At 63.0% G+C, this 13,729-nt stretch carries 12 protein-coding genes; 7 read left to right on the forward strand and 5 right to left on the reverse strand.

Features of this window, described 5'->3' with window-relative positions; all coding sequences use genetic code 11:
• Nucleotides 1-111 precede the first annotated feature (111 nt).
• Nucleotides 112-1,383, reverse strand: coding sequence for a tetratricopeptide repeat protein (locus ACSBM8_RS12170; RefSeq protein WP_442678282.1), 1,272 nt, complete (start codon nt 1,381-1,383; stop codon nt 112-114).
• 433 nt (nt 1,384-1,816) lie between these two features.
• Here ACSBM8_RS12170 and ACSBM8_RS12175 point away from each other — a divergent pair, with 433 nt between their 5' ends.
• Together ACSBM8_RS12175 and ACSBM8_RS12180 are read left to right on the forward strand one after the other, a co-directional pair.
• Entirely contained in the window at nt 1,817-2,341 is a 525-nt protein-coding gene (locus tag ACSBM8_RS12175) for a hypothetical protein (protein WP_442678283.1), read from the forward strand.
• Nucleotides 2,329-3,111, forward strand: a complete 783-nt coding sequence (locus tag ACSBM8_RS12180) for a hypothetical protein (protein WP_442678284.1) — start codon at nt 2,329-2,331, stop codon at nt 3,109-3,111. The genes ACSBM8_RS12175 and ACSBM8_RS12180 overlap by 13 nt, the downstream gene beginning before the upstream one ends.
• Before the next feature lie 25 nt (nt 3,112-3,136).
• Here the strand turns inward: ACSBM8_RS12180 and ACSBM8_RS12185 are convergent, their stop codons facing one another.
• Complete coding sequence (locus tag ACSBM8_RS12185) at nt 3,137-4,522, reverse strand: glycoside hydrolase family 43 protein (protein ID WP_442678285.1); 1,386 nt, start codon at nt 4,520-4,522, stop codon at nt 3,137-3,139.
• Nucleotides 4,523-4,662: 140 nt separating this feature from the next.
• On the opposite strand from ACSBM8_RS12185, the gene ACSBM8_RS12190 reads away from it, so the two are divergent.
• Both ACSBM8_RS12190 and ACSBM8_RS12195 read left to right on the forward strand, forming a co-directional pair.
• A complete protein-coding gene (locus ACSBM8_RS12190; protein WP_442678286.1) occupies nt 4,663-5,487 on the forward strand; it encodes an alpha/beta fold hydrolase in 825 nt (274 codons plus the stop codon).
• Nucleotides 5,471-6,754 carry a diguanylate cyclase gene (locus ACSBM8_RS12195; protein WP_442678287.1) on the forward strand — a complete coding sequence of 428 codons (1,284 nt, stop codon included), beginning with the start codon at nt 5,471-5,473 and terminating at the stop codon, nt 6,752-6,754. Before ACSBM8_RS12190 ends, ACSBM8_RS12195 begins: the two co-directional genes overlap by 17 nt.
• 40 nt (nt 6,755-6,794) lie before the next feature.
• Here ACSBM8_RS12195 and ACSBM8_RS12200 read toward each other — a convergent pair whose 3' ends face one another.
• Nucleotides 6,795-8,867, reverse strand: a complete 2,073-nt coding sequence (locus tag ACSBM8_RS12200; RefSeq protein WP_442678288.1) for a catalase — start codon at nt 8,865-8,867, stop codon at nt 6,795-6,797.
• A gap of 298 nt (nt 8,868-9,165) precedes the next feature.
• Between ACSBM8_RS12200 and ACSBM8_RS12205 the strand changes: the two genes are divergently transcribed.
• Nucleotides 9,166-10,548 carry a phospholipase D-like domain-containing protein gene (locus tag ACSBM8_RS12205; RefSeq protein ID WP_442678289.1) on the forward strand — a complete coding sequence of 461 codons (1,383 nt, stop codon included), beginning with the start codon at nt 9,166-9,168 and terminating at the stop codon, nt 10,546-10,548.
• Between the two features lie 124 nt (nt 10,549-10,672).
• Here ACSBM8_RS12205 and ACSBM8_RS12210 read toward each other — a convergent pair whose 3' ends face one another.
• Together ACSBM8_RS12210 and ACSBM8_RS12215 are read right to left on the reverse strand one after the other, a co-directional pair.
• Complete coding sequence (locus ACSBM8_RS12210; protein WP_442678290.1) at nt 10,673-11,461, reverse strand: SDR family oxidoreductase; 789 nt, start codon at nt 11,459-11,461, stop codon at nt 10,673-10,675.
• The gene (locus ACSBM8_RS12215; protein WP_442678291.1) at nt 11,458-11,787 is read right to left on the reverse strand and encodes a nuclear transport factor 2 family protein; all 330 of its coding nucleotides are present in this window, start codon (nt 11,785-11,787) and stop codon (nt 11,458-11,460) included. Before ACSBM8_RS12215 ends, ACSBM8_RS12210 begins: the two co-directional genes overlap by 4 nt.
• A gap of 96 nt (nt 11,788-11,883) precedes the next feature.
• Here ACSBM8_RS12215 and ACSBM8_RS12220 point away from each other — a divergent pair, with 96 nt between their 5' ends.
• Both ACSBM8_RS12220 and ACSBM8_RS12225 read left to right on the forward strand, forming a co-directional pair.
• Nucleotides 11,884-12,795 (forward strand): LysR family transcriptional regulator, encoded by a 912-nt coding sequence (locus ACSBM8_RS12220; protein WP_442678292.1) that lies wholly within the window; start codon nt 11,884-11,886, stop codon nt 12,793-12,795.
• Between the two features lie 324 nt (nt 12,796-13,119).
• Nucleotides 13,120-13,728: an SOS response-associated peptidase family protein gene (locus ACSBM8_RS12225; RefSeq protein ID WP_442678293.1), complete on the forward strand. Its 609-nt coding sequence runs from the start codon at nt 13,120-13,122 to the stop codon at nt 13,726-13,728.
• The last annotated feature ends 1 nt before the right edge of the window (nt 13,729 follow it).

Consider the following 13,729-nt stretch of genomic DNA (forward strand, 5'->3'; position numbering starts at 1 on the left):
GGATTGTCACGTGCCGCCCGCCATACCGGTCGAGCGCGCGATCTGATCAGACCACCCCACGCCGGATCGAGGCGACCGAAGGTAGCCGTGGCGCGGGAGAGACGCCACCGGTCAGTGCGCGGGCGGCACGATCACAGGGATGGGATTGTCGTCGTTGGCGGCATGCACCTGACCGGCCGCTCCCCGGCGGGCGCTCTGCGTACGTGGAGCCTCCGCTCCCAGCGCAGTAGTGTAGATGACCAGCGCCAGCCGATACTCCGCCATCGCGTCCGTCTTTCGCCCAAGAGCCTGATAGCAAGCAGCGCGGTTGGCGCGATAATCGGCCACCGAAAGCAACTGTGTCGGACCGCCGGCCACCGCGATGGCCAGTGCCTTGTCATGCGCGGACAGCGCCTCGCGATGGCGCCCCAGCGCGTCGAGCGTGACACCGAGATTGGACCAAGCCTGACCCGTGGCCGCCGCATCATGCCCCTGCTGCGCCCGCCGCGCGGCCAGCACGCGCCGAAGTGTCGGCTCCGCGTCCGCCGCACGTCCCAGATGGACGAGATTGACTGCAAGCGCATTGTCGGCCTCGATCACATCGGCCTCCGCTTTTCGGGCCCGCCAGATCGTGGCCGCCTTTTGCAGCCACGGTGTCGCTTCGGCCCAACGGCCGTTGGCATCCAACGTGATCCCTAGGTTCAAGGCGCTCTCGGCGGTGCGGTCGCCCGCGGAACTTTCGCGCTCCCGGGCATCGAAGGCAAGGCGCAGCATTTGGACGGCTTCATCTAACCGCCCCAACCGCCCGAGCAGCACGCCATAATTGTTAAAGCTGGTCGCGGTATCGACATCGCCGTCGCCGAGCCGCGCGCGGCGTATTTCCACAGCCCGGCGGTAAAAGGGCTCCGCTTCGACCAATTTGCCCTGGGCAGACAGGATCGCCCCGACGCCATTATAGCCCCATGCCGCGTCGACGGTGTCGTCGCCTTTCTGGCGCAGCGCGGACAAGGCGATATAACTGACGGTTGCCGCTTCCGCGATCCGCCCCTGCTTTTGGAGATTCCGTGCAAGGCGCGATGCTTGCCGGCCCAATTCGGTCGGATCGACGCCCTTGTTGTTCTCCAGCACGTCAACGGCGCTCATGCGATAGCGTTCGGCGTCATGCCACCGGCCTTGCGCCTCCAGGTTGCTGGCGAGCCTCTCATAAGCCGGCGCCAGCTCCGGGACATTTGGGCCGAGCAAGGCGATGCGCCGTTGCAGCGCATCGCGCCACAGTCGCTCCGCGTCCTTATGCAGCCCTGCGTCATCGAAATCCTTCGCCCGCTGCATCGTGACAGCCAGCTCGGCGATGCCAGGCACGGTGGTCGGCGCCGCGGCCGGGCTCGTCCCGTTCGTTTGCGCCATAGCGCCCGTTAACGGGCACGAGACCAAGCCTAACGCGGTCATGGAGACGGCAAAAGTCCGCATCATCCTATTGCGGCGTGCAACCCAAAGGGCTTCCCCTGTTCTTACCGCCTTGGCCGCTTCGCTCGGGAAATGTCGCGTCATGTTTGAAGCCTTGCTGCACCGGCGCCTGTTGCCGCTGCTAAGGCCGCTACCATCCGCACCACAGCCGATCAATGATTTTATACGTCGTTCAATTTATGCCTAAGGAAACCTCGGTCATTTCGTGGAGCTCCATGCATCATAGCGATCCGGCACAGGCGCCATCCCATTCCACGCCCCATAGTCGCCCCGCGCGTGAAACTATTTTAATTGAACAACGTTCATGGATGCCGTAACACTCGGATACGACAGCGAGCGCTTCGAGCGCAGGGCCTGAACAAGGGAAGCAACGATGACGAGGATTCAAGCGGCTCTCATTGCGGCATTGTTCGCGACCGCGTCTGGCGCGGCAACGCACAAGGATGACGTGCAACCGCCAACCTATCTGAAGGATGCAGCCAGTGCGTGCCAGGCACGCAACTTCGACACCTTCTTTAACCAATTCATCTGGTCCCCCGATGTTCGGCGCAAATATTCCGCTCCGACCGTTGAAGAGCGCGCCTTCGCGGCGCCGACGCGGCCCGGCATCAAGCGCCCCGCAAACCCCAACCAGTTCGATATCGCGATGATGGACTTTTACTATGTGGACGAAGCATCTGCACAACGATGGGAGAAGCATGGGACGCCGCTCATCGACCTGATGTTGGACAGAAAGAAACTGCCCGGCGAGGGTTGGCAGGTGACGTATCAGCCTGCTTTGATGAGGGACGACGGCGAAGGCGACGGCAAGACGCTGATCCGAAGGATCGGCAAGCCCAAGGCCTATGTGTTCGCACGGGTCGCTGGATGCTGGAAGCTCGTCCAATGGCTGAAATGAGGGTCAGCGTGATGAACTGTCTGTACCGACTGACCTTGCTTCCCATCGCCGCTTCGCTGTCGATCGGCGCCACGGCTGCGACCGCCCCTGCAATTGCAGGGTTCGAACCTCTCACCGCGCGATCGGCCGGCACGGCTCTGTGCAGCCGCGATCAAGTTTGGTGCGTCACAGCGGCAGGGGCGCGCAAACCCTTGATCGTGACCGTGAAAGGCAAGGCGGCGGCGCGCTGGTCACCGGAAGCACAGGATGACACGATCCAAATGAAGCCGGTGCCGCATCTTCTGCGCCTGTTGGACGGCAGTGCCCTCGTTCCGGTCGAGATGCGCGCTCCGGTCATGTATTCTGGGGGTGGCGGCGAGATCACGACGCTGCGCCTGATTCTTGTTCGCCCTGGTAGCGCGCCGCGGAGCGTGCTGAGCCTGCCGTGGAAGACCGACCTTATGATCCGCGCCTGCTTCTCCGACAAGGATGCGACGGCGCGGGCGGGCGCCTGCCACGACGAATATCAGTTCGATGGTCAGTTGACGGCAGTGAAGCCCACCAAGTCCGGCCTTCCGGCACTGGCCTACCTTGCCAGCGCGCAATCCTATCCTCGGGGCGCATCGCGCAATGTCGATTCCTCGACCCAGCCGCCACTCAAGAAGAGCGACCTCGTCTGGGTGAAGGATCGTGCCTGTTCCTATCGCCGCACGTTTCGCTTTGATCCGGCAAGCGGGCGTTACAAGCCCAATGCGGCTCTGCCCGCCTGCGATCAATATAGCAGCCGCTGACGCCCGACGGGCCGGCCGGTCAGGATCAGCGGCTAAACCGCCAATAATCGAGATCGAACATAGCGCCATCTCCGCCTTTGAAGAGAAGATACAGATCGCGAACCCCGATCGCGCCGGAAGTCGATATCGACTGCTCCCGCCAATGTCCGGGCGCGCCGGTCGGATCCACTTGCATCGCCCCGATCATTTGCCCGTCGACACGGTCGAGATGCAGTTCGATTGAGGATCCGGGCCGGGCGTTCGCAATGCTCGCGGTGAACATCTTCGCTTCGGTCTTGCCGAAATCCACGCCCGCCACCTTGATGTAGCTGCGATCCGTGATTCGCGTGACATACACGCCGATCGTATCGTCCTGCGCGGTCGTAACGCCCGGCGCCCAGCTGTAATTGCGATCGCGATCTCGCTTCAGCCGCGACGTCCAGGCGATCGTCTCCGCCTCCACTCGCGTATAGGGATTGAGCGTCCCGATCTGCGGCGCGCGCGCCACGTCCCACCATTTCAGGTTGGGGATGGTTCCGTCGGCATTGTAGGCAAATTTGGCAACCGAAACCGATCGCCGCTCGTGATGAATCGGGGTTATCGCAAAGTTGTTCTCGTAGCTGAAGCCGAACACATAGGAGCCACCCTTGTAATCGATGATGCCGGGATGGTTACCGGTGGCGCGCGCATCATGCTCCATGATCGGCCCCTTATAGAGCCACGGCCCCGTCGGCTTCTCGCTCATGGCATAGCCGATGCCTTCGGAGCAGCAGGTGGAGGCAAATGCCATATAATAATGGTCATTGCGCCCGTAGAACCAGGGGCCTTCCTGATAGTCTGCTATCCTCGGCTGGATCTTCGTGATCGGCCCCGCATAAGAGACCATGTCCTTGTTAAGTTTGACATACCACAGATCGGGATTGCCCCAATATAGATAGGCCTGGCCGTCCTTGTCGATCCAAACCGTGGGATCGAAATATCCATCCGCCGGCCCGACCAGCGGTTTGCCCAGCGCATCCTTGAATGGGCCGGCGGGATTGTCGGCCACGGCTACGGCGATGACATTCTTGGGCGATCCGGCAATGCTGATCGGTGCGTACAGATAGAATTTGCCATTTCTGGCAATTACCTGGGGCGCCCAGGCATCGTTGTTCTGCACCGCCCAGGGAAATGTCTTCAGCGAAGCGACAACGCCACGATCGGTCCAGTTCGCCATGTCGGTCGAACTATAGAGCCGCCAATCGAGCATCTTGAAGCCGGTGGCATCATCTTCATCATGGCTGGTGTAGAGATAGACGACATTGTCATGCACCAGCGGCGCGGGGTCGGCGGTGAAGCGCGTCTGGATGATCGGGTTATCCGCCTGTGCTCCGCTCGCCAAAGCGAGCAAACCCAGCGTCGCTGCAGCTGCGCCAAGTATTCGTACGGTCATCATCGCCCCCTCACAGCGCATTTCGTCTTCGTGTAGCCACGTCGATCTCATCGACCAAGCCGGAAGACGGAATAAGGAAGCCTTCAATAAGCCATGACGCACCTGTAGACGCATAGTGAAGGGGCTGTACGGAGGATGGATTGGTTCAGGATTGTCTCGGCAGCCACGCGGTGAAGGGGCAGCGCGCATCCCGCCACCAGGTCTGCTGCCAAGGCTCTGGCCAGGACACCCTTGTCTTCTCGCATGGTTTCGGAACGGACCAGCATGCCTGGTCCGCCGTCGCGCCCCATTTTGCGGAGCGCGCGCGCTGCATTCTGTTCGACCTCCCCGGCGCCGGGCCGCTTTTGCCCGAGGATTTCGACGTACGCCTCTATGCGTCGATTGCGAGCTACGCGGATGACCTGCTGGACCTTCTCGACGAGCTCGAGATCAAGAAATGTCGCTACGTTGGTCATTCGGTGTCCGGCATGATCGGCCTGCTGGCAGCGATCGAGGCACCGCATCGCTTCGATCAATTGCTGCTCCTCAACACCTCCCCCCGCTATCTGAATGACGAGGCCTATATCGGCGGCTTCGAGGCAGCGGCGCTGGAGCATCTGCTCACCGAAATGGCACGCAATTATCACGGCTGGGTGGCTGGGTTCACGCCACAGGCGATCCCCTCAGGCCGGCCGGAAGCGGTCGATGATTTTGCCGGTAGCCTGCTTTCGATGCGCCCCGAGGTCAGCGTTCAGATCGCGCGCATGATCTTTCAGACCGACATTCGCGTCCTGCTTCCGCATGTGCATGTGCCGACCGTCTTCATCCAATCGAGAGACGACATCGCCGTTCCGCCGGAAGCTTCCCGCTGGATGGCGCAGCAGATCGAGGGCTCCGAGCTGGTCTGGATCGACGCCCAAGGGCACCTCCCACATTTGTCCGCCCCCGACACGATCATCAAGGCATTGCATGAACGCCTTTACTAGCCCGGAAGCCCTGCTGCCCTCGCGCGAAGGGTTGCGCCCCGTGCTGCGGCTGTTGAACGGGGTTGCGGGGATCGAGGCCGCATTGCTGCTCCATCCCGCAGGGGACGGGCAATATGAAGTGATCGAGGCCTGGCCCCGCACCGAAGAGATCGGGCATCATATCCGGGTCAATGCACAACTGCTCAGTTCGCCGGACCAGGATGCCGGGTCAGTGCGGCTGCCCGTCGCATTTACCGTCGCGATGAGCGGCCGACCCACCCGCATACTCACCGCGCCGGTCAACGACACGCCGATGCTGTTGATCGCGCTCTGCTCCCATTCGAGCGCCGACATGCACGAGCATGTCATCGCCGCGGCTTCGCTTCTGGAATCGCTCGCCCGCCAGGGTGCCCAATCCACGAGCGAGCGGATCGCGGAAGACAAGATCGAGTCGATCGTGCGCAGCATGGCCGTGCCGTTCGTCTTCATCGATGCCGAAGCCTCGAACGCGTTCATCAATCAGGGCGCGCGCGCCTTGCTCGGCCTGGCTTCGGGCGAGGCGCGACCGGAGCGGATCGCCAAGGCGCTTGCCGAGATGATCGGCGCCCAAGAAAAGCCCGCACCGCTCCGGCAGCCAACCAACGATCACAAGGCCGCTGCGACATTTTACGTCAACCACGGCGCCCGCACGTTCAAGGCCGACATGCGCTGGATCGCCCATGGCCTGAGTGGCCGTATCTGCACGTTTCACGATATTACCGAGGAGCGCAGGATGGAGGACGAACTGCGCCAGCTGGCCACGACCGACTATCTGACCGGGGCCCTCAACCGCCGCGCATTCGAACTGACCTTCCGATCCGAAGTCGAACGGTCCCGACGCCATGATCTGCCGGTCAGCCTGATCCTGATCGACCTGGATCGTTTCAAGAGCATCAACGACACGCACGGACACCAGGCCGGTGACATCGTGCTCAAGGAGGTCGGGGATCGGCTCCGGGTGTCGCTACGCGACAGCGACCTGCTTGGCCGTCTTGGCGGCGAGGAATTTGGCATCCTACTGCCTAACACCAGCATACAGAATGCTATCGAGATGGCCGACCGCATGCGCCGCGTGATCGGCGGGGCGCCCTTCGGCATCGGCCCGGCCGGCTTGACCGTCACTGCCAGCGCAGGCGTCACCTGCGTTCGCGACAGCCAGGACGACGTCGGCGCCATGACAAAACGCGCCGACGATGCATTATACGCCGCCAAGCAGCAGGGGCGTAACATGGTGGTCGAGGGGGCTTAGCCACTTTTCCGGAAAAATGGTCTGAAGCCCCGCCGATCATTTACGCCAAGGTGCGGACATTCGGCTCGCGGGCATAGAAACGCTTCTTTGCCGCCGCGACGAATTTAGCGCCCAGATCCGTGACGCCGTCGTCCGGTTCAACCCCCGCTTTATCCAGCAAGGGCTTTGCCTGATCGTTGGCCCCAATCGCTTTTAGATGGCCGAACGCGTCCATCACGAACTGAACCGCAGCCGCTTCCTTCAGCAGCGCCTTGCAGCCATCGTCCGAGAGCACGACGGCAACCGCATCGAAGAGCTGGCTGGGCGTGCCGGCAAGCTGACCATCGGCCTTGCGCTTCGACCCATCGGCGAGCGTGGCGCCGCCGACCTTCGGCGAGACGAGCACGGCCTTGCCCTTCGCCGCCTTGACCGCCGCGATGACCGCATCGAGCGCCGCGCCGTCACTGCCATCGGCATAGAGAATACCGACCGCGCGGCCTTCCAGCGTGTCCTTCATATTCTTGTGAATAGAGAGCGCATCGGACGGCGGCATGTCCACCGGCTCGCGTGCCGCAGGCGCCTTCTCCGGCAGGTCGATGCCGAGCCCGTCGGCAACGCGCTTCGCGAGGTCCTCATCCACGTTACGCAGGTTGGCGACCATGCGGGGCGGCACCTGATCCAGCAGACCGACCTTGGACAGCTCGAACACGAACGAGGAGGCGATGTGCGCCTGCTCATTCTCGGTTTGCGAGCGGTAGAATAATCGCGCCTGGCTGTAATGATCGGCGAACAGTTCGGCCCGGATGCGGAGCTTGTCGCCCTGCTCGTCTGGCCCTGTCGCCGCGTTCGTCGTCACGAACCCACGCTCCAGGCTCTCGCGCGGCCCGCCTTCCTCGCCATGCGCGGCAAGGCTGTTGGGCTCGTAATTCGCGCGGCCCTTGGGCACCATCGTCTGCATCTTGCCGTCACGCTGGAAATTCCCGAACGGGCAGCGCGGCGCGTTGATCGGAATCTGGTGAAAATTGGTCGTGCCGAGGCGCGAATTCTGCGTATCGAGATAGCTGAACAGCCGTCCCTGCAGCAGCGGGTCGTTTGAAAAGTCGATGCCGGGCACGATGTTGGTCGGCAGGAAGGCGACCTGCTCCGTCTCGGCGAAGAAATTGTCCGGATTGCGGTTCAGCGTCAGCGTGCCGATGATCCGGACGGGTACGTCGTCTTCCGGTACCAGCTTGGTAGCGTCCAGCACGTCATAGGGCTGGGCCGTTGCGAATTCCTCATCGAATATCTGGATGCCCAGATCCCATTGCGGAAAGGCGCCCGTATCGATCGCCTCCCACAGGTCGCGGCGCTGATAATCGTTGTCGGCCGCCTGGAGCTTGAGCGCCTCGTCCCAGATCGTCGACTGGAGACCCAGCCGCGGCTTCCAATGGAACTTGACGAAGCTCGACTTTCCTTCGGCATTGACGAGGCGGAAGGTATGGACGCCAAACCCCTCCATGGTGCGGAATGAGCGGGGCAGCGTGCGATCCGACATCGCCCACATCAGCATGTGTGTCGTCTCCGACATCAGGCTGGCCCAATCCCAGAAAGTGTCGTGCGCGCTGCCTGCCTGCGGATAGGCGCGATCCGCTTCCATCTTTACGGAATGCACCAGATCGGGGAATTTGATCGCATCTTGGATGAAAAATACCGGAATATTGTTACCCACGAGGTCCCAATTGCCCTCGCGCGTATAGAATTTGACCGCGAAGCCGCGCACGTCGCGCGGCGTGTCGACCGAGCCGGCCCCGCCTGCGACCGTGGAGAAGCGAACGAATACTTCCGTCTTCTCACCCTTGGTGAAGACCGCCGCGCGCGTCAGATCGGAGATATCGTCGGTCGCCTCGAACACGCCATGCGCGCCGGAACCACGGGCATGCACGATCCGCTCGGGGATACGCTCATGATCGAAGTGAAAGATCTTCTCGCGAAGGACGAAGTCCTCCAGCAGGGTCGGGCCGCGCGCTCCGCTCTTCAGGCTATTCTGGTTGTCGCTCACGGGGACGCCATGGTTGGTCGTCAGCACCGCGTCTGCGCCCGAAGCGCGCTGGTGAGGCTCACCGCCGTTGCCGGTCGTGGAAGAGATCTTCGTCATGATGGGTCTCACTGGTTAAGTGTTTTGTAGGCCCAACGAGCGCGGCGGGGAAAAGCCCCTATTGCGAACGCTTCGCGTCAGCGCGTTCCATCCGTGCCTGCGTCCCACGCGGCGATGGCGAGGCACCGCCGGGCGCGATGCCGCCACCACAATCGATCGACCGGTTGCAGCCGCGGCAAATTCCCTGTCAAGCAGACGGCAGGCCGCGGCCCCTGACCGCGCCCAAGACAGGCAATTGCGAAAGATATCGGCAGGCATGGACAATAAGGCATTCTGGCGCGTCGCGAAGGCAACGCGAATGAGCGTGCTCATCGACGCCGACGACTATTTCAAGAATGCCCGGCTGGCGATGCTGAAGGCGCAGCGCCGGATCATGCTGATCGGCTGGGATTTCGACGCGCGCATCCAGCTCGTCGCGTCGAAGCGCGAGCCGGACGAACCCGCCGCGGTGGGCGATTTCATTTACTGGCTGGTGGAGCGCAATCCGGAGCTCGAAATCTTCCTTCTGCGCTGGGATGTGGGGGCTCTGAAGACACTGGTGCGCGGTTCTAACATCCTCACGCTTGCGCGGTGGATGCGACATCCGCGGATCCACACCAAGCTGGACAGCTTTCACCCGCCCGGCGCCTCGCATCATCAGAAGATTGTCGTGATCGACGACGGCCTCGCCTTCTGCGGCGGGATCGACATGACGAGCGAGCGGTGGGACACGCGGCGTCATCGCGATGTGGAACCGCGCCGGGTCGTACCGAACGGCAAGCTCTATAAACCGTGGCATGATGCGACGACGGCGCTGCAGGGCCCCGTCGCGGCGGCGCTGGGCGAACTCGCCCGCGATCGCTGGGTCCGCGCCGGCGGTGAAACGCTTGCTCCGGTGGATAAGCCCAACTGGTGCTGGCCGAAGGGGTTGCCGGTCGGTTTCAAGGACGTCGAAGTCGGGATAGCGCGCACCGCGCCGGATATGCCGGAGTCGCCGGAAGTCCGCGAAGTCGAGGCGCTGTTCGTCCAGCAGATCGCCGCAGCCAAGGTCTCCATCTACGCCGAAAGCCAATATTTCGCCTCGCGTCGTATCGCCGAGGCCATCGCGGCGCGGCTGTCCGAGCCGGACGGGCCAGAGATCGTGATCGTCAATCCGGAGCATGCCCAGGGCTGGCTGGAGCCGATTGCCATGGATACGACGCGCGCACGCCTGGTGGCGGCACTCAAGCAGCGCGACCCCCATGAGCGCTTTCGCATCTATCATCCTTTCACCGCCCGCGGCGCGCCCATCTACGTCCACGCCAAAGTGATGATCGTCGACGGCCATACGCTGCGGATCGGATCAGCGAACATGAACAATCGCTCGATGGGCCTGGATACGGAATGCGACGTGACGATCGACGCCGGTGACGAGGGCGCTGACGCCATTCGCGCCATCCGCGACGGGCTGATCGCAGAACATCTCGGCCTTCCCGTTGCGAGAGTGTCTGCACAGATCGACGCGCAAGGCTCGATCATCCGCGCGATCGAGGCGCTCCGCGGCAGAGGTCGATCGTTACGCCCCTATGAACTACCTGAGCTCAGCACGGTCGAGGCGTGGCTCGCCGACAATGAAGTGCTGGATCCGGAAAGCCCGTCGGAGATGTTCGAGGCGACCGCCAAACGCGGCCTGTTCCGCCGTCTGCGCCATCCCTTCGGCTGAGGCGTGACACGATATTGGTGCCCCGCAGGGGACAAAGCTGGGTCCTCAGATAATTGGGTTGATCAATCCGAATTGGCGCGCCGGCGCTCACTCCGAGAGCGAGGCCGGCGCTCGATCGATACCCTCAAACGGTACGTATGGTCCCGCCGTCGATCACGAACTCGGCACCATGGATCGCAGCGGCGCGGTCAGCCGCGAGATAGGCGATGAGATCGGCCACCTCATCAGGCTCGGCACCCCGTCCGATCGAGATTCCGCCCAACGCGTCGAGCACGGACTGCCGCGCGTCGTCGATCGTTCCGCCATTGGCCGCGCGAAGCGTTTCGAGAAACTCTCCGGTGGCCTCCGTCATGATCCAGCCGGGCGAGACGGCGTTGACCCGCACGCCCTTGGGACCGAGCTCCTTCGAGATCGACTTGCTATAGGTCCGTAGCGCTGCCTTGGCGGCGGCATAGCCGGTCGTGGATTCGGGCAGCGGCAGGACGGACTGGATCGAGGTGACGTGCACCACCACGCCCTTGCCCCGCTCCAGCATCTGCGGGATCAGAAGGCGATCGAGGCGGACGGTCGCCAGCAGGTTGAGGTTCAACTCGGCAAGCCAATGCTCGTCCGTCAGTGCGGCGAAGCCACCCGCAGGCGACGACGAACCACCGACGACATGGGCGAGAATGTCGATGCCGCCCAGCCGCTCGATCGCAGCATTGGCCAGCGTCTTGCCACCTTCCGGCGTGGTCAGGTCCGCCTCGACATATGCGACGCCCTCGATAGTGTCCTTGATTGCCCGGGCGGCGGTGATGACCCGCGCGCCGCCGGCCAGGAAACGCTCGACCGTGGCGCGGCCGAGACCCTTGGTGCCGCCGCTGACGAGCACGCGCTTGCCGACGAACTCGGTGGGATCTGCCTTGATGCTCATACGGTGGTCTCCAGTGTCTTGATGGCGCCGTTTGCTAGCTTGAAGCGATAGGTGAAGCGCAGCGGGCTGCCCGGAAAGTCGCCATGCGCGGGACCCTCGACGACAAAATCGTCGCCCTCTTCCCAAGCCGTATCGGGCGTGAAGATCGCCTTCACGGGGATCACTTCGTCTTCGAACAACTGACGGATCGCCGCTTGCCCCTCGAAGTTCTTGCCATTGTCGATGAAGACGGCGTCGGGCTGAAAGGGCTTCACCATGCCGTCGATGTCGAGACGGGCATTGGCCGCGACATAGTCGGCGATCGGCTTGGGTAGATCCATTGACATCATCTTCTCCTCGATGGTGCAGAGGTTGATTTAGCGATAGACATTTCGCCTGATAATCGAGACAAATCGGCATAGCGTGTTACGGAAAGCGGGATAATGGGGCGCCATTCGCTAATCGAAATGGAGGCGGTTCTCGCGATCGTCCGGTGCGGCTCGTTCCGAGCGGCGGCGCTGGATCTCGGCATGTCGACCACGGCGATCAGCAACGCGGTGGGCAAGCTCGAGCGGGAGCTCGCCGTGCGGCTGTTCAACCGCACCACACGCAGCGTCTCGCTTACCTATGCGGGGCGCATCTTCGTCGCGCAGATCAAGCCAGCGCTTGAGGACATCCAGAAAGCGATGAACACGGCGCGCGCGCAGCAGGAGGTGCCGTCGGGCATCCTGCGCATTAACGCCTTCGCGACGGCGGCGCGCGAGATCATGGTGCCGCTCGTCCTGACCTATCTGCAACGCTATCCGCAGGTGCATGTCGATCTCGTCACCGAGGGGCGGCTGGTGGACGTCGTTGCTGCGGGCTTCGATCTGGGCGTGCGCAGCGCAGACTTGGTGCCGAGCGACGCGATCGCGATCCCACTCGGCCAGACGCGAAGCATGGCAGTGGCGGCGTCCCCGACCTTCTTCGAAGGCGGGCCTATCCCACAGGTGCCGCAGGAGTTGCTCACTTACCCGTGCCTTCGCGTGCGGCTCCCCAATGGCGCCTTGTTCCGCTGGCGCTTCGAGAAGGGGGGCGAGGAATTGCAGCTTGAGGTCGAGGGCCCGATCACGCTCGACGAAGCGTCGCTCGCCCGGATCGCGGCGATGAACAGCGTCGGGATCGGCTATTTCATGGAGGCGGATGTCCGCGAGGACATCGCGGCCGGTCGGCTCATCCGCATTCTAGAAGACTGGACACCGCCACTCTCACCGCTGTGCCTCTATTATTCCAACCGGCGGAATTCCTCCGCGGCCTTCCAGGCCTTCATCGCACTCGCGCGCGATTTCGCTGCCGGACGGCTCTCACCGCCTTGAACGCCGCGCTCGACCAGGCCCGATCGACAATCTGCTACAGCGCGATGCGCTTAGGCTTGGGGGCGAGTTCTCGGGACCCCTCAATGGGGTCATCGGAAATTGGCAATTTTCTGGCAATGCTGAAATGGTGCCCCGTGGAGGGCGAAGCTGGGCACTCAGATCATTGGAGGATTTCGATCCTGCGGCTTGGGTTGGGCTCTGAACAGCGACACGCTAGTCCGCATTAGGGAGAAAGCGCGGTGCAGTGGCCTCCTCAGGCTTCGCCCGCGCGTTTGCCCTTTGAACGGATATCGGCGAGTAGATTGCGAATAGCTTGGAGCGCCCATGTGCAACGAAGCCGCCCGCCGGATATCGCTCAATCAGTTGCGCGAAGACTGGAGCGAGCTCAAAATCCCGTTGCGCTTCCCGGAAGGGCTGCCCAACATGGCGCCTCTCGACAGCATCAAGATCACGGATCCGAGCGTAATCATACGCGCCGCCGCGGATGCGCCGGGTGAGGCGGATGCGGTGACGCGCCGCTGGAGCTGGCCCGCCCCAACCGGTAAGCCAGTCTACAACTATCGCTCCGACAACCGCGAATTCCGGAGCGGCCGCTGCCTGATTCCGATCGATGGCTTCTACGAATTCACCGACGCACCGGTCGCCGACGGCGAGGCGCCGAAGAAGCGCGCGCCGAAGTCGAAGTGGGAGTTCCGGATGAAGGGGCTCGACTGGTTCTGCGTGGCGGGCCTGTGGCGGACCGATCCCAAGGTCGGCGAGGCGTGGACGATGCTGACGACGGAGCCGGGGCCTGACATCGCGCCGTATCACGACAGGCAGATCGTGCTGCTCGGTCCGCAGGACTATGGCCGCTGGCTCGATCCGGCCGTGCCGGCCAGGGAGTTGTGCCGGCCGCTCTCGGAAGGCACGCTCGAAGTGAAGCAGGTGAGGTGAC

The organism is Sphingomonas sp. ASY06-1R, assembly GCF_052180265.1.
Classification (GTDB): Bacteria; Pseudomonadota; Alphaproteobacteria; order Sphingomonadales; family Sphingomonadaceae; genus Sphingomonas_I.

Coding starts and splice junctions, on each gene's coding strand:
- ACSBM8_RS12210 (WP_442678290.1), bottom strand. CDS start 11,461: ATGAGCATCAAGGCAGATCCCACCGAGTTCGTCGGCAAGCGCGTGCTC.
- ACSBM8_RS12225 (WP_442678293.1), top strand. CDS start 13,120: ATGTGCAACGAAGCCGCCCGCCGGATATCGCTCAATCAGTTGCGCGAA.
- ACSBM8_RS12215 (WP_442678291.1), bottom strand. CDS start 11,787: ATGTCAATGGATCTACCCAAGCCGATCGCCGACTATGTCGCGGCCAAT.
- ACSBM8_RS12220 (WP_442678292.1), top strand. CDS start 11,884: ATGGGGCGCCATTCGCTAATCGAAATGGAGGCGGTTCTCGCGATCGTC.
- ACSBM8_RS12180 (WP_442678284.1), top strand. CDS start 2,329: ATGGCTGAAATGAGGGTCAGCGTGATGAACTGTCTGTACCGACTGACC.
- ACSBM8_RS12170 (WP_442678282.1), bottom strand. CDS start 1,383: ATGGCGCAAACGAACGGGACGAGCCCGGCCGCGGCGCCGACCACCGTG.
- ACSBM8_RS12185 (WP_442678285.1), bottom strand. CDS start 4,522: ATGACCGTACGAATACTTGGCGCAGCTGCAGCGACGCTGGGTTTGCTC.
- ACSBM8_RS12200 (WP_442678288.1), bottom strand. CDS start 8,867: ATGACGAAGATCTCTTCCACGACCGGCAACGGCGGTGAGCCTCACCAG.
- ACSBM8_RS12205 (WP_442678289.1), top strand. CDS start 9,166: ATGAGCGTGCTCATCGACGCCGACGACTATTTCAAGAATGCCCGGCTG.
- ACSBM8_RS12195 (WP_442678287.1), top strand. CDS start 5,471: ATGAACGCCTTTACTAGCCCGGAAGCCCTGCTGCCCTCGCGCGAAGGG.
- ACSBM8_RS12175 (WP_442678283.1), top strand. CDS start 1,817: ATGACGAGGATTCAAGCGGCTCTCATTGCGGCATTGTTCGCGACCGCG.